The following is a 23,992-nucleotide window of genomic DNA, read 5'->3' as shown; positions in this document are numbered from 1 at the left end:
TTTTACAACAAAGATAAGACCTAGCTTACCATTTAATAATGGTCATCGTATCTAAATAAACCAAAACCTTGCTGGAAACTAAATATCCCATATTATCGTAAAGAATACCATAATGGTCTACCTGTTCTTTGTGTGAAATATCTGGTTTTCCTGTTTTGTAATCTATAATAGTAACCTCATCCTTATAAATTACCACTCTATCGGGTATAAATTTGAAACCATTTTTATCAATAATCGGCCTTTCTATCAACACCTTGAACTTATTATTAAAATAGTCTTTCATTTCGTCATGAGCTATGAGTTTTTCGCAAGTTGAGCTCAATTCTAGCTTTTCGTCCTTGGAAAGCGTAGTAGACTGATGAATTAATTCTTTAACATTACTTAGGTCTTCTTGAGTTATTAATTTTTCTAGATAATGATGAATCAAGTTTCCTCTTTCGATGGAAATATCTTTACCAGTTGACCATAACTGCCCTTTTCTAGTGCTTATTTGAATACCAGAATGATTGCTATTTGAATGAAATTGATCCAAATACATAGGCATATCAAGTGCATGACTAGTGGAGAGCTTCTCATCCTGACCTAGCGCATAACTAGTAAAGTTTTCAAACTCCTTACTGGATAACAACATTGAATCATTAACATATTGTTCCAAAAATTCAAACATAGTATCCTTTTTACTATAAGGCTTCTGCGTATTAATATACAGTCGTTCTACCGACCTAGTAAAGGCAACATACCAAACATTAATGTTATCAAGCTTTTCTTGTTCTAGACTGCGTTCATATAGTTTTGGAACAGGATCAGGATACTGCTTACATTCTTCTTTCATAGACAACAACAAATATTCAAATCCTTCAAAATCATTTGGGTCGACTTGTAACCACTCACTAGTTCTTTTAAGATCGTTGTATTTGGTATCACAACCAGCCACAATTACAACAGGAAATTCAAGACCTTTAGATTTATGAATTGTCATAACTTGAATAGCTCCAGCTGTATCGCTACCCGATAAGCTCAGCTTATTTTCAATAGTGGCCCAATGTTGCAACAAGCCTATAAGACCAGTTTGATTTTGACTTGAAAACTCAAACACCATTTCCAAAAATTGTGAAAGCCTAGCATCTTGCTTTTGCATGATTGCTGTACACTCTACTATCCATTGAACGAAACTATACAAAGAGCGCCTACTTAATTCATCCCTTAATGAAGGTTGGTCAAACAACTCCTGAAAAATTAATTCTTGTGATTTATTCATTAAAGAATTAATGAAATCATGTCTATTCTCAGTCCCTGAATTTAAACTGTGCGCTAGCAGAAAATTATACTTAAGCTCTGGTTGATCACTAGTTATATAATGTAATAGGGCAACTAAATAAGCAACTTTTGGAGAGTGACTAACCAGCATACTTTCGGCTGATACAACTCGCTCACCATTCAATTCTAAAAATCGAGCTATTTCACTTGCCAAAGAATTATTGCGAACCAGGATACAAATTTCATCATTCAAATATCCCGCTGTCCTAGCATGTTTAATTTGTTCTAGCACATGATAACTACTAGCCTTACTAACTTCTGGAATAAGCTTTTCTGGGTCCAGATAATCCAAATAATCATCCTTAAGAATATCTATTTGAACATAACCACCTGGCTTGTTAGAGGTTTTTTGTTTCAGGTAATTTCTATAAAGTTCATTGTAAACAGGACTTTGAAGTTTATTACCCAAAAACGTAAAGAAATCATTATTGAAATTTACAATCTCATCATAACTACGCCAGTTAAATTCTAAAGGTTCCTTATTAACTCCACTAAAAAATAATTCCTGCGAGCTCATCAATTGCAAAAATTGATTCACGTCACCACCACGCCATCTATAAATGGCTTGCTTTGCATCACCTACTAACATTAATGTACCACCTTGTTCATCTATAGACATACTTTGAACAGCATGAGCAATAAGCGGTTGCATGTTTTGCCATTGCATCACACTAGTATCTTGAAATTCATCAATGAAATAATGACGGTACTTCTCACCTAGCCTCTCATAAATAAAAGGAGCTGGCTCATCCTTAATCTGTTCACGCAATAAGGTATTAAACTCATAAATAGGAAGCAGCCTTTCTTTATCCTTGATTTTTTCTATCTCTCTAGCAATCACACCTAGTAAGGACAATGGCACAAGACTATTGTAAATATTATTTAATAAGAACAATTGTTGCATACTGCTCTTGTAAACCGGTATATAATCATCAATAAGTTTTATGAACGAGTCTGTCAACTCAATTCTTGTTGACTTTGGTAGTAAATTACCTTCATTTGCATTGAGCAGCCTAGAAGATAGTTTCAAATCCCAGTTACCATCACTTAATTTTTGAATTTGCCCAATTGCTCCAGTCGATTTATACGAAAAATCATTAATCGTCCATCCCATTTTTAATCGTTGAGAATCAATTTCAATGGCTCCATCGGTGATTGATTGACGTAAGGAGTGAATTTTCTTTTTTACGCTTTCGCGAAAGCGAACAAAATCACTAATATCTTTGCTTTTTAAGTCCTTCAAATACCGGTAGTTATTTTCAGAACCTATACGTTTAGCCATTTTTTGTAAATCAATAGCTATATTCCAACTGCGATCATTATCTATTTTTTCAAGAGCGTATTGTACTAATATATCAGTAAGTTGTTTATCGTTACCTGCCCTATCGATGACCTGATTAACCGCTTTCTCAATTAATTCATCTGTGTCAAGTGCCACCTGAAATCCATCAGGCAACTTCATATCTTTTGAAAACGTGCGCAACAACCTATGATTAAATGTATCAATAGTAACTACATCAAAAGCGGCATAATCATGTAGTAAATATTGCAGCACTCTATGAGATTTATCCTTAAGTTGCTGTTCACTCAATCCTGATTGTGATTGAACATGTTGGGCAATAGACACAATTTTATCGCTCCATTCTGCTTGCCCTAATTCTTTAAGATATTCTAGGATTCTAGTCTTCATTTCGGCCACAGCTTTATTAGTAAAGGTGACAGCAAGGATGTAGCGGTATCCTCGATTTGTTTTTTGTGAAAGTAACTTGGTTAAGAAATCCCTGGCAAGCGTATATGTTTTACCTGATCCTGCACTAGCGCTATATATGGTGGTAGGTTGTTGCGTCATAATTCAAAAATAAGAAAGTTAATCACCGCTTTTATATGATTATGAAATAGTTGTCACTGTTTAGGGAATTTATAACAATAATTACTTTAACACTTAGGCTATTGTGTTTAACTTTAGCACTTTAAACATTAACACTAAAAATTACACGATATGTCATTTGAACTACCAAATTTACCATATGCACACGATGCACTAGAACCACACATTGATGCAAGAACCATGGAGATTCACCATGGAAAACACCACGCAGGTTACACCTCAAAATTGAATAATGCCGTTGAAGGAACCGATTTAGAAGGAAAATCTATCGAGAACATTCTTTCAAATCTAGACATGAGCAATACAGCTGTTAGAAATAACGGTGGTGGTTTTTATAATCACAGACTTTTTTGGGAAGTAATGTCACCTAATGGTGGTGGAAATCCTGATGGAGAACTAGCAACAGCCATCAACGAATCTTTTGGATCATTTGAAGATTTTAAAAATAAATTTAGTGATGCTGCCAAAGGACAATTCGGTTCTGGATGGGCATGGCTTTGTGTTCATGAAGGTGGAAAGTTAGAAGTATGCGGTACACCTAACCAGGACAATCCATTGATGCCAGAGGTAGGATGTGGAGGAACTCCAATTTTAGGTCTAGATGTATGGGAACACGCATACTACCTAAATTACCAAAACCGCAGACCTGATTATGTTGAAGCTTTCTTCAATGTAATTAATTGGACTGAGGTATCAAAACGCTATGCTGAAGGTAAGTAATCACTTAATCGCTTAATTAAAAAGCCTTAACATTCATAAAATGTTAAGGCTTTATTTTTTATCTAAAACAATTACTATTAATAAGCTCTTTCTTTATTTCCTTCAAAGAAATTAATAAAGGCTCTATTAACTACACGATTTCCTCCTGGTGTAGGATAATTACCTGTAAAGTACCAGTCACCTAAATTTTTAGGACAAGCTTTATGCAAATCGTCCACTTTTTGATAGATAATTTTTACCTCGGCATTTAAATCTTCATCAGATAGTAGTACTGCGATTTTATCAGAAATTTCTTCATCGGTAAATGGATCGTAAAATTCTTTTACGTAATTGACTACATCAACATCTTCAAAATTGACTTGAGTAAGACATTTTTCATAAATATCTTCAACCATTTGATACGTACCTCTTTCCTTGTGTAATTCTAATGCTGCTCTAAATGCTACCAAATCCTCTAGTCTAGCCATGTCAATTCCATAACAATCAGGATAACGAATTTGTGGCGCACTGGACACGACAACTATACGTTTAGGCTGTAATCGATCCATCATTTTAAGAATAGACTTTTTCAATGTGGTTCCTCTTACAATTGAATCATCTATAATCACAAGATTATCATCTTGTTTAACCACACCATAAGTAACATCGTAAACGTGTGCCACGAGGTCGTCCCTAGAACTATCTTCAGTTATAAAAGTTCGCAGCTTGGCATCCTTTATAGCTATTTTTTCAGTTCTAAGCTTTCGCGAAAGCGTACTTTCAACCTGCTCACGAGTTAATTGACCGTTACCAGCAAGAATAGCATCGGTCTTTTGTTGATCAAGTGCTGCATGCGCGGCTTCAACCATACCGTAGAAAGAAGTCTCTGCAGTGTTTGGTATAAAAGAAAAAACAGAGTTTTCAATATCGTGATCTATGCTATCCATTATTCTAGGAAACAATAATCTTCCTAACTCTTTGCGTTCTTTATAAATCTCGGCATCACTACCTCGAGAGAAGTATATGCGCTCAAAGGAACATGCTTTTCTTTCTAAAGGCTCTTTTATTTGTTCAATACTCACGCGGCCATCTTTTTTTATAATGATGGCGTTACCTGGTTCTAACTCTTGAACTTGTTCAAAAGGAGCATTAAAGGCTGTTTGAATCACTGGCCTTTCACTGGCTATGGCTATCACCTCATCATCTTGATAGTAATAAGCAGGACGTATTCCTGCTGGGTCACGCAGCAAGAAGGCATCACCATGCCCCATTAAACCACCCATTGCGTAACCACCATCCCAATCTCGAGCACTTTTACGCAATATTTTTGCAACATCTAGTTCCTCGGCAATTTTTGGACTGGCTTCTACTTTTGAATATCCTTCGTTTTTAAACTTCTTGTAGAGTTTACGAACTTGTCTATCTTGAAAATGTCCTACTTTTTCCATTACGGTGATCGTATCTGCTAGATCTTTAGGATGCTGTCCAAGAGAAACTAATTTATCGAATAACTGTTTAACATTTGTCATGTTAAAGTTACCAGCCATAATAAGATTACGGTGCATCCAGTTATTTTGTCTAAGGAATGGATGAACACTTTCAATACTGTTTTTCCCAAAAGTCCCATATCTAACGTGACCTATCATCACTTCACCTAAATAGGGTATTTGAGATTTTTGAGCAGCGACGTCTTCTCTAATTTCTGGGCTATTGTACAATTCAGTATTAATACGGTCGTTAATTTGGCCAAAAATATCTTGAATAGGTTGTGGTTGATTACTGCGTACTCTCGAAATATATCGCTGCCCAGGATCCACATCAAGTTTAATACTCGCAAAACCAGCCCCATCTTGTCCACGATTGTGCTGCTTTTCCATCATAAGGTACATTTTATTTATTCCATAAAATGCTGTACCGTATTTTTCTTTGTAGTATTCTAGTGGTTTAAGTAGTCTAATTAGTGCTATACCACACTCGTGTTTTAACGCGTCGCTCATGAGGGAATTCTAAAAGGTAAAAGTAGTAAAAATGCCCGCGTTTAGGCGGGCATTTTTTATTCATATTTAAGCTTTCATTTCAAATTTTGTAAGCGCCTGAAATTGTTTTAAGCGCGTTTCAATTTCGTCGTTCGTAATGGACTGCATGCGTTCTGTACCAAATCGTTCTACACAAAAGGAAGCAAAATTTGATCCGTATATAATAGCACGCTTCATGTTTTCAAAACTGTAGTCGCCGCTTGCTGCAAGGAAACCAGCAAATCCACCAGCAAATGTATCTCCAGCACCAGTAGGATCAAATACTTCTTCTAATGGTAAGGCTGGAGCAAAGAAAATATCTCCATCATGGAATAATAGCGCTCCATGCTCTCCTTTTTTAATCACTACATACTTAGGACCCATTTCGTGGATCTTTTTTGCAGCATTTACAAGTGAGTACTCTCCAGATAATTGTCTAGCTTCTTCATCATTAATAGTAATTACATCTACTCGTTCGATTACTTTTTTAAGTAGTTCTAATTCTATATCCATCCAGAAGTTCATGGTATCTAAAATAACCAATTGAGCATTTGGAGTTTGGTCTAGCACACCCATTTGAACTGCTGGGTGTAGGTTACCTAACATCACAACCTCGGCATCCTTATATTCTTCAGGAACTATAGGGTTAAAATCTGCTAGTACGTTTAATTCAGTAACTAGTGTATCTCTAGAGTTCATATCGTTGTGGTAACGACCTGACCAAAAGAATGTTTTTCCATCTTCTACCACCTCGATACCGTCAATATTCATACCTCGGTTTTTCATCATCTCTAGATATTCTTGTGGAAAATCACCACCTACAACGCTTACTAGAGCAACATCGGTGTTAAAATGAGAAGCACTTAATCCAATAAAAGTAGCTGCTCCACCTAAAATTTTATCTGTTTTACCAAATGGTGTTTCAATAGCGTCAAAAGCTACTGTTCCTACCACAACCAGTTTACTCATCTTCTTAATTTTGGTGCAAAAATACGTTATTATAATCTTCTAATTGCACCCATTAACTTTTTGTAGAATTAAAGAGAGTTATGGATTTTTAAAAGCTCTTCCATGTACTCACGGCTGTTGCTTAATCTAGGAATTTTGTGCTGTCCGCCTAGCTTATTTTTATCCTTCAACCAGTTATAGAACGTATTTTCTTTTGCATGGTGAATTCTAGGTGCGGTTAAGGTTGTATTGTTGTATCGTTTTGCCTCGTAATCGGTATTTACTTTTTGTAGATTTTCATCTAGCGCTTTCGCGAAAGCGAACTCATCAACTGGTGCTGTATTAAATTCTATCATCCATTCATGCGCTCCCTTTTCCTTGCCTTGCATGAAAACCGGAGCAACCGTATATTCCTTTATAGCACAAGGCACGCTAATCATCGTATTTTTAAGAGCTTCTTCAGCATTTTCAATAATTAGTTCTTCACCAAAAACATTTATGTGATGCTTAGTTCTTCCTGTTACTTTAATGCGGTATGGCGATGTACTAGTAAAACGCACTGTGTCGCCAATTTTATAACGCCACAATCCTGCATTGGTGGTTATAATAACTGCATAATTTTTTCCTAGCTCGACCTGGTTAAGAGGTATTATCTCTTCATCGGGTGTGCCATAATTATCCATAGGGATAAACTCATAGAAAATTCCATAATCCAACATAAGCAGCAATTCTTTACTATCGTTTTTATCTTGAATGGCAAAGAATCCTTCACTGGCATTGTAAATTTCATAGTACTTTACTCGATCGCTAGGAAGTAATTTCCTGTATTCTTCTATGTATGGATCAAAACTAACGCCACCATGAAAGAACACTTCCATATCAGGCCACACTTGAAGAATGTTGTCCTTTCCTGTTGTTTCTAATACTTTGTTTAGTAAAACCATCATCCAGCTGGGTACTCCTGCTAGACTGGTAACTCTCTCTTTTATAGTTTCATTTACAATGGCAGGTAGTTTTGTCTCCCAATCGGCAAGTAAAGCTGTTTCGTTGCCTGGAGTACTGCTGTAATCGGCCCAAAAAGGCATGTTGTCAATCAATATACTGCTCAAATCGCCTGCAGCAGTGCCAGCCTTTTTATCTAGTTTTTTACTACCACCTAGTCTTAGTCCTTTCCCTGTAAACAGTTTTGATTCTGGATTGTTATTAAGATACATGCACAGTAAATCTTTGGCAGCGGCATAATGACAATCCTCTAGCGACTCTTGACTTACAGGAATAAATTTACTACGAGCACTCGTGGTTCCACTACTCATTGCAAACCATTTAATATCTGTAGGCCAGAAGATATTATTCTCTCCTGATTTACAGCGCTCAATATCGGCTTGAACATCACTATACTCCACAACTGGCATGATAGCAGCAAAATCTTTATAGGATTTAATATCTTTAAATCCGTATTTTTTACCATACTCTGTATTACGTGCAAAATAAATAAGGTCTTGCAACACATTATCTTGCAGCTCTTGAGGATGCTTAATAAACAACTCCATATCATGAATGCGTTTCTTAAGAAACCAGCTTACGACAGAATTAAGTATTGTGTTACCCATTTGAGTGGCTTAGAGTATTTTTGTGATGGTAAAGATATAACCTCTACAGTATAAAATTCATAAAATGAAGGTAACAGGTACAGTACGTAAAATGCAAACTGAAATTCAAGAACAAGTTCAATATTATTTGGTTTTTCCAGATCAATTTGTTCATATGAACCAGTTACTTGATAAATCTATTACCATAAAACATGTGGCAAACGAGTGTTTGAATTGTGGACTAGATAAAAAAATATGGCGACAAGGATTTTGTTATGATTGCTTTACCGCTATACCACAAGCCGGTGACTGGATTATGAAACCAGAATTAAGCAAGGCTCATCTAGATGAAGAAGATCGCGATTTAGAGTATGAAAAAAAGGTACAATTACAACCTCATATCGTTTATTTGGCCAATAGTAGCAACATTAAAGTAGGTGTTACTCGTAAATCACAAATTCCAACTAGATGGATTGATCAAGGTGCCCACGAGGCCATTGCTATACTTGAAACTCCTAATCGATATCTTGCTGGAATAAGTGAAGTTGCGCTTAAGGAACATGTTTCTGACAAAACCAATTGGCGTAAAATGCTAACTAATGACGTAGAGGATGTTGATTTATTACGCTTCCGCGAAAGCTTACTACAGCACTTACCTCAAGAGGCCTTACCCTACACGCTTGATAATGCTAAAGAATGGGAAATTGAATTCCCAGTATTAGAATATCCAAAAAAGGTAAAAAGCGTGAATTTAACCAAAACACCAGAACACAATGGCGTGCTTAAAGGTATCAAAGGACAATACTTGATTTTTAAGGATGGTCACGTGATGAACCTGCGCAGCCATGAAGGGTTTGTCATTGATATTGAGGTGCATTAAGACCTGCGATAGCCTTTACGTAACTTTACTCCGGTTAATCGCATTTCTTCTTTAAGTGCATCGGCACGGGTAGACAGAGATTTCACATTGGTTTGAGGTTGATTACCTATTCTACCATAACGTGTGTGTACTTCATTACCTATTACTTTTATTTCCCAGAATTTATTGCTATTCCCTTGTACATACTCATACCTTTTAAAGTCATCACTAGTTTGTGATGATTGTGACTCTATAGTACTATCAGAAACTTGTTGCACATCTTCATTAATCTTCTCTTGCTTTTCTCGTTCATGATTTGTTGCTGTTACAGGAGATAATTTTTCTTCATTTTCTATTGTTTGTCTTATTCTTTCTAACACTCGATTGGGTTGTTCCACCCAATCCTTAACATATACGCGTAGTATTTTCCAACCAAAAGTTTCCAACACGCTTGTTTTTTGACAATACTGCTCTAGTACATTATCACCGTGATAATGACTTTTATAATCCAATAGGATACCCATTTTAAATTGAGTGTCATTAGGTGAAATAATCGCAATATCTACCTTAAAATGTGACTGCCCTATATCGTTATAAACCTCATATCCTTTTGCTTTTAGAACCTCTTTTAACTTGGATTTAAGCGGTATTTCCTTGCCTTTTAAATCTAGGTTTTGAGATACATGTAAACTATCTAATATGGAAGAAGCATTCTGTATATTACCATCAGAAATTTGTTTAGCGTACTGTAGAAAGCGTTTAAAATACCTAGCTCCTTCGTTGTAATCGTTTTTAATGTGCTCTCCTAAAATGCTAGAGACAATCATCATATTTCTCTTTGCTCTAGAGAATATGACATTGAGTCTTTTTTCTCCGCTACGTCTATTTATAGGGCCAAAATTCATTAACATTTTACCTTGTGTATTGAAACCATAACACACGCTCATGATGATAATATCTCTTTCATCTCCTTGGACATTTTCAAGGTTTTTTACAAATAACCCTGTAAACTGATCCTCTTCGGTACGATTATATTCTTCCTCTAAAAGTTTACCGAAATGGGTATCCAACAGTGCTAACTCTTCTAGAGCAGACTCGATAACAGATTGTTGTTCCATAGAAAAAGCCACTACACCTATACTTTTATTAACTTGTTGAGTAAGTAGTTTTCTTACTAGGTGAGCTATATAAGTAGCCTCATCTTTATTTGATCTTTTATGATAAACTGCGTTTTCAAGGTAGTGGTAACTTATACTACGTTGAAGCACATCATTAATATCTATTTCTTGATCAGGATTTAAAACATGTGTGAGTTCGCCTGCTCCATGAATCGATAGTTGATTATCTGGAATGGTAAGTAGTTCCCTTTTGTAAAAAGCAGCATTTGAATAGCTTATTAAACTTTCTCTACGGCTGCGATAATGCCATCCCAGCATTACTGATGGTAATTTTCTTGCTCCTTGATTCAATAGACTGTCGGCATCTAGATTGATACCTATACGTTGCTCTTGTTCTTCTTCATCCTCATCTACATCAACACTTGTTGTACTGAAAAAATTGGTAGGAGGCATTTGCATTTCATCACCTACAATAATCGTTTGGTGTGTTCTAAATAGAGAAGGAACGCCTTCTTCTACTGTTATTTGAGAGGCTTCATCGTATATAACAACATCAAAAATGGAAGTATCAATAGGCATTGAATCACTTACACTCAATGGACTCATCAACCAGACAGGCTTTAAACTTGTCATAATTTCTTGTGCCTCGCCAGTTGCCAACTCTCTGATAGACTTATACCTCATCTTTTTATTGAATTCATTTTCTAATATTTTGCGAGATGATTTGTATATCTTTTTGAGTTCCTTTTCTTCATTTGTTAATTGAGCGGCTGTGCTTTCAGTAATTCTAATTTTATTGAGAAATTGATCTCTTATTCTAGAACGTATAAAAGCTACATTGGCATTATAGTATTTATCTAATAAGTTCTGAATTTCCCTTATAGAGAATTGCAGGCTATCCTCATTCATTTGGGCAAATACAGGATTATTATCACTATTATCCAGAATTGTTTTGTACGCACAATGAAAATTTATCTCATCTTCTCTCCAATTGCGATCTCTCAAAAGCGATTGCAATTTAAAATCGGCATTATTAAGTTTTTCGATGTGAGGCTTAAATAAGGATAAACTATTAGTCATCGTCAAAGCACCACTAATTCTATCTTCTAGAGTTGCTATTGAATAATTACCGAAACTCTTAGCGATTTTGGACAACGAATTTCTAAGACTATTAAACAAGGGTAAAACACTAATAAGTCCAGATAAATAATCTCTGTTATCGATTTCTATCCACTTGGCTACAATCGGACTACCTGTATTGTGTAATTGCTTTAACCATTGAATACCATCGTCATAATTGGTAAAACCATAACGATTTTCTAATTTTCTTTTTTCATTTTCAAAACTATTAAGAAGGTCATATTCGTCTACCAATCTGCTTAGTACTGAATCGATTTCTGGTTTTACTTTATGTTTTTGAAAGTCATAAGCTTCTTTGATTTGTTTTTTTAATCGATACCATTTGGGGTTCAAAAATTTTAGAATGTTAGCATTAGCTCGGTCCCATTGATTTTTTATCTCATAGGCGTCAATTGCATTCCACTTTACTTTCCAAAAACGATTTTCATCTTGCTTATCTTGCCACTTCTTGCGTGATTTTTCAAGCTTTTTATTATCGTTCAGTAAAGCTGTAGCTTGTGGATTATCAGGAGTTAAAACAGCAAGGTTTCCTTTTGCAATAACCCCTTTTGATTTTTCCATCAGATTGACTTCCTTAATCCAATCATCCCATAACATAGTGGTATCTCCATCATTTTCATCAATCCATTCATTAATCTGCTCCAATATGGTAAGAGCACTGCTTAATTCTTTGTGAATTGTAGTCTTATAGTCAGATGTTGATAATAGTTCTGGACTTATACCGTTTAACGGGAAGTTTTTGATGCTATCACCATAATGGTTGATCCTTATTTGATTTAAGAATTCCTTGATCCAATTTTCATTTGATTTCCACTCATCGAAATCAGGGATTACAAAATATTCCGCCTTGGCAAGTCTCTCAAACTTGTCAATATCACTAATTACCTCTTGATAAACTTGAAAGATAGGAGTCTCGCCAGATCGCATTATGTTATGAAAGCTCTCTAGTCGGTTAATGTGCGTTTGTATTTTGTCGATTATCTCATTTCTTTCCTTAACTATAGCTCTAGACTTCATCTTATCTTTTAAAAAGGACTCATAGGTCCCTTTTAAATTCATAATAAAAGATTTCTTGTCGGTCTGTGAATCATGAATTAAACAACATAATTCGTCCAGTTGTTTGTTTTTTAAACGATGGTAAACCACATCAAGTGCAGCACGTTTTTCACAAACGAAAAGTACTTTTTGATCTCTGGCTACATAATCTGCGATCAAGTTGGTTATCGTTTGAGATTTACCGGTACCTGGTGGACCTTGAATAATATAATTGCGACCACTGCGTGCTTTATAAACGGCTTTTGTTTGTGTAGGATCAGCTGCAATTATGGGATATAAATCATTCAATTGAGTACTGTTGCCTTCTTCTTCAATTAACTTTCGAGGATTCTCACTAAATAATTCTTCAAAGACTTCATCCTTAATATCAGCATTGATAATATCGTTGTAATCACGAACAATACTCATTTTACGATAATTGAAATTACCTAAAGTCATGTTGCAGGTATCTACTTCCCAAACCAGTGGATTTACAACGCCATAATTATCATTACGATAGAAGCTGCGCTCCTTTTCTGCAACAGCTAGATCACTGTAAGGATTGATATCTTCATTAATTATATATTCAAGATCATTTATCTTTTTATGAACCAAAGTTTTGAAGAGTTCAATTCCTAAAGGTTTAAATTCATCCTCTTTATAGGAGTAATCAAATTGTCTTAAATTTAAATTACTCGTGCGGCGATTAAGTTTACGTTTTTTGAGTTTGAAATTGCGTCGGGCAGCTTTATGAATAAGTTGAATTTGGGGTTTTTCTCGCCATTGAAGTTCTACTCCATTACCTGAACTAAGAATTTGGTTACGTATGTTACCTATTAAATCTTCAAGTGAACTTTCCTTTAAATCTATAAAATCGGGAAGTTCTATATTATATAAATCTTTTAGATAGTAACTAAGAACTGGATTGATCTCTGCATCAGTAGTTGTAACCTCTAGTTGATACCGATCTTCTACTCCTTTTTTCTTTACTAATGAAACTGGAAGCAACAGCAATGGAGAAGAAATACGTTCTTCCCTATTTTCTTTAAAATTATACCAGTGTAAAAAAGCAATAACTAATCGCAGTTGATCAAATCCGTACTCGTTACGGCTCTTTCTTGCTTCCAACCTTATTTTGTTGAGTATAGGATTTAAAAACCTATTGTTAGTTATATCAAGATACCTATTTAACAGAAGTGATTTTTTACCCAATAATTTACCTTCCATAACTGGTCCCCAAAAGATGATATCCTTCTCGGTAATATTTTTGTGATCTAGCAATAAAGGTATAGATGCTTCAGTAAGGTTTAAAAAACTGCTTGTTGATTTGAAGTAAAGAAGTTTATTTCTACGAGATATGTCAAACAAGCGTCGTCGTAACTTATCTAAAATATATGTTCCGCGTTCCTTGATGTTAATTGATTTGAATCCTATTGTCTCGGTAAGGTCTTGATAATTTTCAGGATTAAAATCTTGGTAATTTTTAAGTTTTGCTACAACCTCTTCTAAATTTGGAATACGATCTTCCCTGTAAACCGGAGTCATTTCTCTTATGACATGATGAATGGTAGGATCTAGCTCTTTATTCAAAAAGTATAACCTTTCTCTATTTTCTACAAAGCGTAACAATTCATCCTTATCGCGAAAATCTAGACCATAAGCTAGGCTTGCCATTAACATACCTAGTAAAAACACCTCTGTTAAAGGATCGTAAGTTCCCATCTCATAATCCCATGTTTTATAATGCATTACATAGGCCGGGTTTTTTACCGGACTAGCATTATCTAAATGCAGGTAATCACTTTGATTTTCAAATGAGGTGACGTTATTTGATCTGTTTTGATAAATAGTATCCGAAACCTTGACTGCTCCATCTTCTTTGGGTTTTTGAGGTAGACCAGTCGAGATTACTGCACTACTAGTAACTTGTTCAATGATTAAGATTCTACCATTATAAAAAACTTGATCTATGCTAGTGATCTTTAAAACTTTATCTTGATTATGAGCATAAAGTGCTTTTTCAAGCAACGGTAAAACTTGAGCAATAAAATCGACCGTAGTATTACCATTTGAAGCTTTTATCTCATCTAATAAGCTGAAAAAACTTTTCCTATAATCATTCATGGTCATAAATACTTCTTTGTTCTTGAGACAACTTATTCAGGTCTTTCATTGCTTCATCCTTGAGAGATTTAAACTCCCTAATAGTTAGTTGATATTCCTTTCTAACAATACGTTCATACTCTTCTTTTATTCCTAATAAATTCGCAATTTCAAGTGTGTGAGCAAGAGGTAACAACTCAAGGTCTGCATCTAGTTTACTAAAATCTAGCAGCACATAGCATAGGTAATTATGTGTGCCAATTGCTGCGTCATTAATAAACTTTTTGATACTATTGACTTCTTGCTTTTCATTACTTACATAAAAATTAGAAAAGAAACTTGAAGCGTGTGTCATGTTTCTAGAAGTACGCATCCATTCTGGTAACAGAATAAATTCTAAAAATTGATACGTGAATGAACTTAGTTCCTTTTGTTGAAATAGATCTAAATTATTCACATCTATCTTACCTATGATAAGCGGTTTAATGACCTCTTCTAGATTATGAGCGCTTCTCGATAGTTGATCTAGCGCATAGGTTCTTATGTAAGTTTCTGGATGTGTAGTGTTTAATGATCTGTTTTCTTCTCCTTGTAAAATTTCTTTGGCTTGATCTAGATAACTTTGAGCATTTACTCGCTTTAGTCCTGTTGAAACCTTGACTAAACATTGTATGACAGAATAGTGTTCACTGCAAACCTGAAAAGAACAAGCATCACAAAAAAGTTCCAAAAACAATTGAAATTTACGAGCAGTTTCTACAAAAACAGGATCACTTTGTGAATCATTGGCAAGGGCCAGAATAATACGTTGGGTAATTTCAAACTCACCATTTTCTATTTTAAAAAATAAAAAATGTCCTAATTCATGAGCTATCAATGCGGTTAATTGCCGCTCATCCAACAATTCTAAAAGATTCCCTGAAAAAACTATATGAGCCTCATCTTCAATAATTGAAATAGCACAATTATCTTGAATGCTATTTTGCTCTTGATAAAAGGTGACTTGAGCGGTCAGGTTCAAATTTTCACATACTTGATCGCTTATCTTATACAAGTCAAAATGTGAATCCCTATCTAGCCTGTATGTATTCTTTAACAAAGATGATTTTAACGCATCTATTTGATGTGACTTTACCTTTTCATCTTTAAACCACTGCCAGGTTTTGGACCTCGATTTAAAATAATCTCTGATTTTTTTATGATAGTTGAATGTGGGTAGGGAACGCTGTAAAGGCGTTTCAGTTGATTGGTTCATGTGCAACTATTAAGCTATGGCTTAAAAATATGAAATTAAGTAGGTTTTTTACTTAACTACATGTGTATAAATACAGTCAGTCATGTATTTAGGTAGAGAATATAGATAGTTGTGGATTCGCTTTCGCGAAAGCGAACCCTAAATCAATCTAGAGTAATCAAAAACGGTTTTACTGTTTAACAGAAAAAAATAGGAATCTACTCTTCCTCTTCACTATAATCAGGATACAGGAATGCATTATAAGGAAAACGCGACACATGAATTTCTCTTACTCTATCGTATACCTTTTTACGAAACTGTTCCATGTTTTCTTTTTCAATCGCACTTATAAAAATCACATCATCACCTGCACGGTTCATCCAGGTGCGTTTCCAGTCTTCTAGTGTGTTGTGTGCCGTGGTGCGTTCGTCAAATTCATCATCATACTCTTCCGGCTGGTATTGATCGATTTTATTAAAAACCATAATAGTAGGTTTATCAATCGCCTCAATATCTTGTAAAATTGCATTTACACTATCAATATGATCTTCAAAGCTCTCGTGCGAAATATCTACTACATGTAACAATAGGTCCGATTCTCTAACCTCATCTAGGGTAGATTTAAAGGATTCTACTAACTGGGTAGGTAGTTTTCTAATAAAACCTACCGTATCAGTTAATAGAAAAGGTAGGTTTTTAACAACTACCTTTCTTACCGTTGTATCTAGCGTTGCAAATAATTTATTTTCTGCAAAAACATCACTTTTAGAAACCACATTCATAAGTGTGCTTTTACCCACGTTAGTGTAACCTACAAGAGCAACGCGCACCAATTTACCACGATTTCCTCGTTGGGTTTTCATTTGCCTATCAATGGTAGTGAGTTTCTTTTTGAGTAATGAAATACGATCGCGTACTATACGACGGTCTGTCTCAATCTCGGTCTCACCAGGACCACGCATACCTATACCACCACGCTGGCGCTCCAGGTGAGTCCACAACCCGACTAATCTAGGCAACAAGTACTCGTACTGGGCTAGTTCAACTTGAGTACGAGCATAACTGGTTTGTGCTCGTTGTGCAAATATGTCTAGAATCAAATAGGTACGATCTATGATCTTTGCCTTGAGGATTTTCTCAATGTTACGTTGTTGAGTAGGCGTTAACTCATCATCAAAAATCACTGTCCCAATATCGTTTGCTTCAACAAACTGTGCCACTTCTTCCATTTTTCCAGTTCCTATAAAGGTTTTTGGATTAGGATGTTGCATTTTTTGAGTAAAACGACCTTGTACACTAGCACCAGCAGTGTAAGCGAGAAACTCTAATTCATCAAGATACTCAGTTAACTTTTCTTCAGACTGTTGTTGAGTTACAATTCCTATTAAAACGGCGTTTTCGTATTCGTGACTTTCTTGTTCTAGCATATAGATTATTTCATACAAAGATATATTTATTATTGAGCCGGTAATAAGGTTTATCTTTAGCTTAAGTTTTTATTATAATTTTTTTCATGAACAAAAACAAATGCGGCTGGTGTATAGGCGATGAGCTTTATGAGCAGTATCACGATACAGAATGGGGCGTACCTGTTTATGACGATAAAACCCTATTTGAGTTCTTAATCCTGGAATGTATGCAAGCTGGTCTAAGCTGGATTACTATTTTAAGAAAGCGAGAAAACTATAGACAAGCTCTAGATCAATTTGATTATCACAAAATTGCTCAATATGATAATCAAAAAAAGCAAGAACTACTTCAAAATCCAGGAATCATAAGAAATAAATTAAAAGTAAATGCTATTGTGACCAACGCTCAAGCATTTATAAATACACAACAAGAGTTTGGAAGTTTTTCCAATTATATATGGTCATTTGTTGATAATCAACCTGTTAAAACTGCAGTTTCTGATTATAAAGAAGCTCCTGCTAACACCAAGTTATCAGATCAGATATCAAAAGATCTTAAAAAAAGAGGTTTTAAATTTGTAGGCAGCACCATCGTATATGCCTATTTGCAAGCCTGCGGAATAGTTAACGATCATGAAACCACCTGTTTTAGATATGACCAGATTTAAGCACATCATCTACTTACTATTTTTTCTAGTTAGCACTGTGGTAATTGCTCAATCTAACGCTCTTAAAATAGAGCATGAAAAACGAATAAAAAGTAGTGAGTTCCCTTCTCTATCCAAACAAATATTGGATAGCCTGATTCCGTTTAGGGTAAAAATGAAATATTATCAAGAAACCGACGGTGATTCGAACAGCTACGAAGCAAAATTTAAATATAAAGGTAAGAAATACAGTATAGAATTTTTTGAGAACGGTGCTTTAAAAGAAACAGAAATTGAAATAAAGAAAAACAAACTGTCAAAAATAGTTATTGATTCTATCAATAAAAGACTTGATACCGTTGCTCGTAAGTTTAAAATAGAGAAGATACAAGAGCATTACGGCCCTAGCTCAATTCTTAGTTTAAAACAAAAATTACAGCAATCAAATCCTGATGGATATGAAATAATTGTTGCTTTTAAGGATAAGCGTAAGATTTATCGCAGGGAATATTTATTTGATAGAAGAGGTATGATCCTAGAGGTTAAAGATGTTAAACGATTAGAGTATGACTTCTTATTATTTTAGAATCTTAATCGTCCTTTTATTATCACAAACTGCCGTAAGTCAAATTGTCGATAATACTTTATTTCAAAATGCCCTTAATATTTCTTACGACAATAATTACCGATGGTCATTTGTAAGCGCACTAGAACAACGCAGCCTAACAGGTGACAACGCAGGTCTACTACATATCCAAGCCAGTCATTACACCAATTATGAAGTAGGATTTTATGGTCAAATAGGTATAGGGATCATGTATCGTGATCTTAGAAACTCAAATACCAGTGAGCTCAGGATTACTGAACAATACGCTTATTCAAGAAAATATAACCAACTTAAAATGGCACATCGTATACGGTGGGATCAACGATACCGTGGTGATAGAATAACGCACCGATGGAGATATAGGTATTCCATTGCATTGCCTCTCAATGGAATACAAACAGATAAAAATGAATGGTACCTGGGTGCATCAATCGAAACTTTATTTATTGCAGAAAATCGGACGAAACCCTTCTGGGACCAACGCCTCATTTTTAATCTAGGAAATCAAATTAGCCGTAACTTCAAATTACAATTAAGTACCGAATACCGATGGGAATCATTTACCCAAAATACAGAACGCTTACTGTTTATAAATCTAGGAGGTTACTGGAGTTTGTAGCGATTAAATTCTTGTAGTGTATAGTAATTAAATATTAAGTAATTCAATAAAACTTTCCCTAGGAATCTCAACTGCTCCTAAGCTTGCTAGATGATCGTTATAAATTTGAGCATCAATAATTTTATATTCCTTTAATTGCAATTTTTCTACTAAATGCCACAAAGCAATTTTACTGGCATCTGGCTGCAAAGCAAACATGCTCTCACCGCAAAACACCTTTTTTTCTGGTAAATCGATACCGTATAATCCACCTACAAGTTCACCGTTTTTAAAAACTTCAACACTTACCGCATGGCCTAGTTGATGCATTTTTGAATAAGCCTCGATCATTTCATCCATAATCCAAGTACCTTCTTGATCAGGCCGAGAGACTTGTGCGCATGCTTTCATAACCTGTTCAAAACAAGTGTTTTCTTTAATAAAATAACCTTTATTCTTCCTACTTTGTTTAAGTGATTTTGTAATCCTCATAGGCCTTTCCGATTGCAAATCAAATATCATTCTGGGATCTGGGCTCCACCAGCAAATAGGCTCACCATCGTTGTACCAAGGAAAAATTCCATTGTTGTAAGCAAGTAATAATCGGTCTACTTTTAAATCACCACCTACAGCAAGCAAACCATGGTCAGGTGCTTGATTAACAGGAGGAAAATAAAGCTCGTTCTGTAAGATATACACGTTAAACTTCTATGTTTGTTTGGAAATACTGTTAATTTTGTTAATCTTTGATACGGTCTTCAAAACTAATTTATTTTCATCATTGCTTTTTTTGAGTTTCTTTTTGAAGACCAAACTATTTAAAAAGAGAATCCCGACAAAGCCAGTCGGGATTTTTGTTTTTAAGATCCAATGACGAAATAGCTGTTAATTCCAGAGAGTATATTTTGTACTGCATAAGATGCTAGTATAAGCCCCATCACTTTACTTATTACAGTTATTCCATAACTACCTATATATTGCTGTAATTTATTTGCTGCTAGAAGTATAAGACAAGTAAGTGCTATTACCACGAGCACTATAGCAGTGGTCATGGTTTGTTGTTCTATAGAAAATAAGTGATTGTCAGTCATAAGTACCACGGCCATTATAGCTCCTGGTGATGCAATGGACGGTATCGCTATAGGAAATATAATGACGTGTTTATAATCGGTAATTCCTTTTTTCTCTCCTTCTGGTTTACCATCTCCAAAAATCATTGTGAGCGCAAAAAGAAATAAAATTACTCCGCCAGAAATTTGAAAGGCATCCAAAGACACAGACATTGATTCCAAAATAATTTGACCGATTACAATAAAAAATAATAGAATAAGAAAAGCCACACCGGCAGCCTTTATAGCAATTAGTTTTTTATGTTTCTTATCAAATTGTTTAGTAGCTTCAAGATAAACAGGAATTGAGCCTATAGGATCTATTACCGCAAATACAAAAAACAATGTGCTCAAAAATTCGATCATAAAAATAAAAAAGCTTTCCCATAAAAATACAGGAAAGCCTAGTCTTTAAAAGTAAGTATTTGTTAAAATGGAAGATCGTCGTGATCTTCGGCATTTGTATTTGATACCGGCTCGTATTCATCAAATGGTGGAACCTCAGGAGCACCTTGTGGTGCTTGAGCTCCTACTTTTTCTATACGCCAACCAGAGATAGAATTAAAATATTTAATCTCGCCCTGTGGAGTTTGCCATTCTCTACCTCTTAAGTTTATACCTACTTTCACTGCATCTCCTACTTGGTAACTATCCAATAAATTTGTTTAGTTTTAGAAAAAACAATAATGTATAAAATTTCACCATGAGAGAAGTTCAAGAAGCTTTAAAAAATGCAACAGATTTAGACGATTACAGATCAAATTTAAATGCACTAAACAAGGATAACCCCACTGATGTTTTACAACTTTTTAATAATTGGTAAAATGAAAAAACTACTTCTTATAGCTTTATTGTTTTTATCCTGTGTAAGACATGAAGATGAAAGAGATACTTGTTATTCGTTTATAAATGGAACTGACAGAAATGTCAATTTAGAACTTTACAGTTTTAACTCTGGACAGTTTGTTAGTCTAATAGATTCATTCTCTATTAATGGTATGGGTTTAATTGATCAGAAATGTGATAATAGTCTTAGAATACTTAGTCCAGTAAATGTTTACAGGTTTGATTCAGTTATTGTAAAGTTTGACAACCTAAAAAAATTAACTTACTTAAGAAGATTTGAAGGTCAAGACGATGAATTCTTTTTTAGTTCATATTACGAGCGAGACGGTAACTCTCGAAACTTTTCTTATACTTTTACAGAAGAAGATTATAACAACGCAATACCATTTTGATATTAATTTATAAAACACAAACAATGCAATATCGTTTAAAATATATCGCTTTTGCCTGTATCCTCATTGCTTTAAGCAGCTGTAATCCAGATGATGATAATTCTTCTAATGAAGAGGAACCTGTAGCAGTAAATGAATTTACTCTAGGAGATGATAATTACAGCCTAGAACAAGGTTATAGATCGCAAAGCTCAGAGGATAGTCCAAATCTTTTTCTTACAAACGTCGTCCTTTCTGGGCCAGGATTAACGCTCAACAGTTCAAATATACTTTCAGGAAACGGCGATATAGTAGGATTAGAATTCTACACGACTGTAAATGATGGTTTACAGCCAGGAACGTATAATCTAGACAGTCTTAATCAACAAGCTCAAACGGTATATGCCTTTATAGGCGTTGATTATAACGCACAATTGGGTGAGGCCATTATTGAAGACGAGATTTTTTCTGGAACGATTACCGTAGAACTATTAGAAAATGGAGACTATAAGATTACTGGTAGCGGTACTGCAGACGATGCAAATGAAGGGTTCACTATATCTTATACAGGTGAATTAAGATTGATCATTTAGCCATCTTAAAGAGCAACCGAACTTATAAATCAAAAGCCGATTTCTTAAACAGAAATCGGCTTTTGAGTTTTAGATTTTACCGTTTTTTACGATTTAAACTCCTTCCCGAAACACACGCTATTCTCCATATCCTTGTAAGGTCCATAACAAGGGATTTTGTAATAACCGCATTTCTGGTAGAAGGAAAGAGCTTCAGTTTGTCGTTGACCTGTTTCTAGCTGCACTTTTTTAAAACCTAAATCGCTTGCCCAATTTTCTAATTCATTAAGCTATACCTTGATTTCGAGCTGCAGTGGCTGTAAACATACGTTTAATCTCTACGGTTTGGGAATCGTATTGTTTAAAGGCACCACATGCAACTGCGGTTTGATCATTTATCACTAGAACCACATGATTCAAATGTTCAATGCAATTAAATTGATTATAAAAAGAATGCTCATCTCCATCTTTAACAGCGAGATAAGCATCTAATTGTTGAACTAAACACATAAACTCTGGATGTTTAGAATCCGTGCGTACTAGTTGTATGTTCATTTAGAAAGGTAAATCGTCGTGATCTTCGGCATTTGTATTTGATACCGGCTCGTATTCATCAAATGGTGGAACCTCAGGAGCACCTTGTGGTGCTTGAGCTCCTACTTTTTCTATACGCCAACCAGAGATAGAATTAAAATATTTAATCTCGCCCTGTGGAGTTTGCCATTCTCTACCTCTTAAGTTTATACCTACTTTTACTGCATCTCCTACTTGGTAACTATCCAATAAATTTGTTTTGTCTTGAACAAATTCGATAAGCAAATGTTGTGGGTATTGCTCTTCAGTTGTTACTACTAATTCGCGTTTTTGAAATCCGTTATTTCCATAGGTTTTTGTTTCACCTATCAACTTTACTTTTCCTTGTACTTCCATGTTAAAATAATAAAATGTTCCAGGCATTCATCAACTGTCCAGCTGCTATATACTCTTTTGCCCTATTATGTTTTTCTTCTATCGATAATGCTGGTAATTGTTCCGCTTTCGCAAAAGCGATCACCTCATCACGCTCTGGCACACGTTCTACATTACCTAATTTACCTAAATCATTACCTGTAAGCACGTGACTGTTTCTTGCGTGTTCTGGTAATGCGTCAACTCCTACACCTAATGAGGTTAAAGGTTTAGGCACCTCAAACATAGCATCTTTTGAACGACAATACCAATTGCCACCCATTCTTGCTACTGTATCAATTTTAAAAGGGTCGATTTTTTGATCGTCAGTTAGAACTTCATCCTTAATGTGCACTTTTACGACCTCGCAAATAATTAAATTACCTGCACCACCTTCTTGACCGAGTTCAACTATTTCCTTTACCTTACATTCAAAAGCTGCTGGGCTTTCTTCAACTCTAGGTGGTTGTACCAGATCACTTTTTACCGCTGTTAATCCAGATTTTACAAACTCATCAACACCAGCATCATATTCGGTGCTACTCAATGACATTTGCTGTACAATATCGTAATTGACAATATTAATTACCACTTCTTGGGTAGCTTGTGCATTAAGCAAGGTATGTTTAACTGTGTTATTGCGCACTCTCCTAGCCGATGAGAATATCATAATCGGTGGATTTGCACTAAAGACATTGAAAAAAGAATAAGGTGATAGATTCACATTACCATCAACATCAACTGTACTAGCAAATGCAATAGGTCGCGGTTGAACTGCTCCTAGCATGAGTCCATGTAACTGGGCTGTAGAAATTTCTTTAGGATCTACTGTCAAAATGCTTACCTTTTAATGAATTTTCAAAGGTATTATTTTTAAACGAAACTATAGGTATTATGATGTTACAGTCTGCTTTATCTAGCAACCTAATTAAGTAAGAAA

18 protein-coding genes and 2 pseudogenes are annotated in these 23,992 nt (G+C 35.1%); 7 read left to right on the top strand and 13 right to left on the bottom strand.

The features are described from left to right. Positions 1-25: 25 nt before the first annotated feature. Complete coding sequence (locus BST93_RS02900) at positions 26-3,166, bottom strand: UvrD-helicase domain-containing protein (protein ID WP_105018011.1); 3,141 nt, start codon at positions 3,164-3,166, stop codon at positions 26-28. A gap of 150 nt (positions 3,167-3,316) precedes the next feature. Between BST93_RS02900 and BST93_RS02895 the strand changes: the two genes are divergently transcribed. Further along, positions 3,317-3,925: a superoxide dismutase gene (locus BST93_RS02895; protein WP_042277203.1), complete on the top strand. Its 609-nt coding sequence runs from the start codon at positions 3,317-3,319 to the stop codon at positions 3,923-3,925. Positions 3,926-4,002: 77 nt separating this feature from the next. Here the strand turns inward: BST93_RS02895 and BST93_RS02890 are convergent, their stop codons facing one another. From BST93_RS02890 to BST93_RS02880, 3 genes are all read right to left on the bottom strand, one after another. Further along, the gene (locus BST93_RS02890; RefSeq protein WP_105018010.1) at positions 4,003-5,901 is read right to left on the bottom strand and encodes an amidophosphoribosyltransferase; all 1,899 of its coding nucleotides are present in this window, start codon (positions 5,899-5,901) and stop codon (positions 4,003-4,005) included. A gap of 66 nt (positions 5,902-5,967) precedes the next feature. Continuing rightward, the gene (locus BST93_RS02885; RefSeq protein ID WP_042277198.1) at positions 5,968-6,888 is read right to left on the bottom strand and encodes a PfkB family carbohydrate kinase; all 921 of its coding nucleotides are present in this window, start codon (positions 6,886-6,888) and stop codon (positions 5,968-5,970) included. A 68-nt stretch (positions 6,889-6,956) separates the two neighbouring features. After that, positions 6,957-8,477 (bottom strand): GH3 auxin-responsive promoter family protein, encoded by a 1,521-nt coding sequence (locus BST93_RS02880; protein WP_105018009.1) that lies wholly within the window; start codon positions 8,475-8,477, stop codon positions 6,957-6,959. A 64-nt stretch (positions 8,478-8,541) separates the two neighbouring features. Here BST93_RS02880 and BST93_RS02875 point away from each other — a divergent pair, with 64 nt between their 5' ends. Next, positions 8,542-9,336: a DUF2797 domain-containing protein gene (locus tag BST93_RS02875; RefSeq protein ID WP_105018008.1), complete on the top strand. Its 795-nt coding sequence runs from the start codon at positions 8,542-8,544 to the stop codon at positions 9,334-9,336. Here the strand turns inward: BST93_RS02875 and BST93_RS02870 are convergent. The 3 genes from BST93_RS02870 to hflX all read right to left on the bottom strand — a co-directional run bounded on the left by BST93_RS02870 (position 9,333) and on the right by hflX (position 17,372). Then, positions 9,333-14,738, bottom strand: a complete 5,406-nt coding sequence (locus BST93_RS02870; protein ID WP_258150470.1) for an AAA domain-containing protein — start codon at positions 14,736-14,738, stop codon at positions 9,333-9,335. The two genes, BST93_RS02875 and BST93_RS02870, sit on opposite strands and share 4 nt — an antisense overlap. Beyond that, a complete protein-coding gene (locus BST93_RS02865) occupies positions 14,725-15,966 on the bottom strand; it encodes a M48 family metalloprotease (RefSeq protein WP_105018006.1) in 1,242 nt (413 codons plus the stop codon). Before BST93_RS02865 ends, BST93_RS02870 begins: the two co-directional genes overlap by 14 nt. 197 nt (positions 15,967-16,163) lie before the next feature. After that, the gene (hflX, locus tag BST93_RS02860; protein ID WP_105018005.1) at positions 16,164-17,372 is read right to left on the bottom strand and encodes a GTPase HflX; all 1,209 of its coding nucleotides are present in this window, start codon (positions 17,370-17,372) and stop codon (positions 16,164-16,166) included. Between the two features lie 86 nt (positions 17,373-17,458). Here hflX and BST93_RS02855 point away from each other — a divergent pair, with 86 nt between their 5' ends. Genes BST93_RS02855 through BST93_RS02845 form a run of 3 tightly spaced genes read left to right on the top strand, consistent with a single transcriptional unit; the run spans position 17,459 to position 19,227 of the window. Further along, positions 17,459-18,022: a DNA-3-methyladenine glycosylase I gene (locus BST93_RS02855; RefSeq protein ID WP_105018004.1), complete on the top strand. Its 564-nt coding sequence runs from the start codon at positions 17,459-17,461 to the stop codon at positions 18,020-18,022. Further along, positions 17,988-18,587, top strand: a complete 600-nt coding sequence (locus BST93_RS02850; RefSeq protein ID WP_105018003.1) for a hypothetical protein — start codon at positions 17,988-17,990, stop codon at positions 18,585-18,587. The genes BST93_RS02855 and BST93_RS02850 overlap by 35 nt, the downstream gene beginning before the upstream one ends. Then, positions 18,568-19,227 (top strand): DUF2490 domain-containing protein, encoded by a 660-nt coding sequence (locus BST93_RS02845; RefSeq protein WP_105018002.1) that lies wholly within the window; start codon positions 18,568-18,570, stop codon positions 19,225-19,227. Before BST93_RS02850 ends, BST93_RS02845 begins: the two co-directional genes overlap by 20 nt. Positions 19,228-19,254: 27 nt before the next feature. Here the strand turns inward: BST93_RS02845 and aat are convergent, their stop codons facing one another. The 3 genes and pseudogenes from aat to BST93_RS02830 all read right to left on the bottom strand — a co-directional run. Then, a complete protein-coding gene (gene aat / locus BST93_RS02840) occupies positions 19,255-19,905 on the bottom strand; it encodes a leucyl/phenylalanyl-tRNA--protein transferase (protein WP_105018001.1) in 651 nt (216 codons plus the stop codon). Positions 19,906-20,066: 161 nt separating this feature from the next. Continuing rightward, positions 20,067-20,681: a MarC family protein gene (locus tag BST93_RS02835; RefSeq protein ID WP_042277184.1), complete on the bottom strand. Its 615-nt coding sequence runs from the start codon at positions 20,679-20,681 to the stop codon at positions 20,067-20,069. 62 nt (positions 20,682-20,743) lie between these two features. Then, positions 20,744-20,980: pseudogene (locus BST93_RS02830) on the bottom strand (DUF3127 domain-containing protein); the annotation flags it as partial. A 159-nt stretch (positions 20,981-21,139) separates the two neighbouring features. On the opposite strand from BST93_RS02830, the gene BST93_RS02825 reads away from it, so the two are divergent. Together BST93_RS02825 and BST93_RS02820 are read left to right on the top strand one after the other, a co-directional pair. Further along, on the top strand, positions 21,140-21,553 hold the full coding sequence (locus BST93_RS02825; RefSeq protein WP_105017999.1) for a hypothetical protein: 414 nt from the start codon (positions 21,140-21,142) through the stop codon (positions 21,551-21,553). Between the two features lie 23 nt (positions 21,554-21,576). Continuing rightward, the gene (locus BST93_RS02820) at positions 21,577-22,125 is read left to right on the top strand and encodes a hypothetical protein (RefSeq protein WP_105017998.1); all 549 of its coding nucleotides are present in this window, start codon (positions 21,577-21,579) and stop codon (positions 22,123-22,125) included. 86 nt (positions 22,126-22,211) lie between these two features. On the opposite strand, the pseudogene BST93_RS14810 reads toward BST93_RS02820, so the two are convergent. From BST93_RS14810 to BST93_RS02805, 3 genes and pseudogenes are all read right to left on the bottom strand, one after another. Further along, positions 22,212-22,614, bottom strand: a pseudogene (locus BST93_RS14810) (GNAT family N-acetyltransferase). Between the two features lie 45 nt (positions 22,615-22,659). Continuing rightward, entirely contained in the window at positions 22,660-23,034 is a 375-nt protein-coding gene (locus BST93_RS02810; protein WP_042277326.1) for a DUF3127 domain-containing protein, read from the bottom strand. 1 nt (position 23,035) lies between these two features. Continuing rightward, positions 23,036-23,890: a flavin reductase family protein gene (locus tag BST93_RS02805; protein WP_060523649.1), complete on the bottom strand. Its 855-nt coding sequence runs from the start codon at positions 23,888-23,890 to the stop codon at positions 23,036-23,038. Positions 23,891-23,992: the final 102 nt, after the last annotated feature.

It is taken from the genome of Nonlabens tegetincola (genome assembly GCF_002954355.1).
GTDB classification, from domain to species: domain Bacteria; phylum Bacteroidota; class Bacteroidia; order Flavobacteriales; family Flavobacteriaceae; genus Nonlabens; species Nonlabens tegetincola.
The sequence above is the reverse complement of the archived record's forward strand: the minus strand, read 5'-3'. Positions and strand labels throughout refer to the sequence as shown.

Coding starts and splice junctions, on each gene's coding strand:
- BST93_RS02900 (WP_105018011.1), bottom strand. CDS start 3,166: ATGACGCAACAACCTACCACCATATATAGCGCTAGTGCAGGATCAGGT.
- BST93_RS02895 (WP_042277203.1), top strand. CDS start 3,317: ATGTCATTTGAACTACCAAATTTACCATATGCACACGATGCACTAGAA.
- BST93_RS02890 (WP_105018010.1), bottom strand. CDS start 5,901: ATGAGCGACGCGTTAAAACACGAGTGTGGTATAGCACTAATTAGACTA.
- BST93_RS02885 (WP_042277198.1), bottom strand. CDS start 6,888: ATGAGTAAACTGGTTGTGGTAGGAACAGTAGCTTTTGACGCTATTGAA.
- BST93_RS02880 (WP_105018009.1), bottom strand. CDS start 8,477: ATGGGTAACACAATACTTAATTCTGTCGTAAGCTGGTTTCTTAAGAAA.
- BST93_RS02875 (WP_105018008.1), top strand. CDS start 8,542: ATGAAGGTAACAGGTACAGTACGTAAAATGCAAACTGAAATTCAAGAA.
- BST93_RS02870 (WP_258150470.1), bottom strand. CDS start 14,738: ATGACCATGAATGATTATAGGAAAAGTTTTTTCAGCTTATTAGATGAG.
- BST93_RS02865 (WP_105018006.1), bottom strand. CDS start 15,966: ATGAACCAATCAACTGAAACGCCTTTACAGCGTTCCCTACCCACATTC.
- hflX (WP_105018005.1), bottom strand. CDS start 17,372: ATGCTAGAACAAGAAAGTCACGAATACGAAAACGCCGTTTTAATAGGA.
- BST93_RS02855 (WP_105018004.1), top strand. CDS start 17,459: ATGAACAAAAACAAATGCGGCTGGTGTATAGGCGATGAGCTTTATGAG.
- BST93_RS02850 (WP_105018003.1), top strand. CDS start 17,988: ATGAAACCACCTGTTTTAGATATGACCAGATTTAAGCACATCATCTAC.
- BST93_RS02845 (WP_105018002.1), top strand. CDS start 18,568: ATGACTTCTTATTATTTTAGAATCTTAATCGTCCTTTTATTATCACAA.
- BST93_RS02835 (WP_042277184.1), bottom strand. CDS start 20,681: ATGATCGAATTTTTGAGCACATTGTTTTTTGTATTTGCGGTAATAGAT.
- BST93_RS02825 (WP_105017999.1), top strand. CDS start 21,140: ATGAAAAAACTACTTCTTATAGCTTTATTGTTTTTATCCTGTGTAAGA.
- BST93_RS02820 (WP_105017998.1), top strand. CDS start 21,577: ATGCAATATCGTTTAAAATATATCGCTTTTGCCTGTATCCTCATTGCT.
- BST93_RS02810 (WP_042277326.1), bottom strand. CDS start 23,034: ATGGAAGTACAAGGAAAAGTAAAGTTGATAGGTGAAACAAAAACCTAT.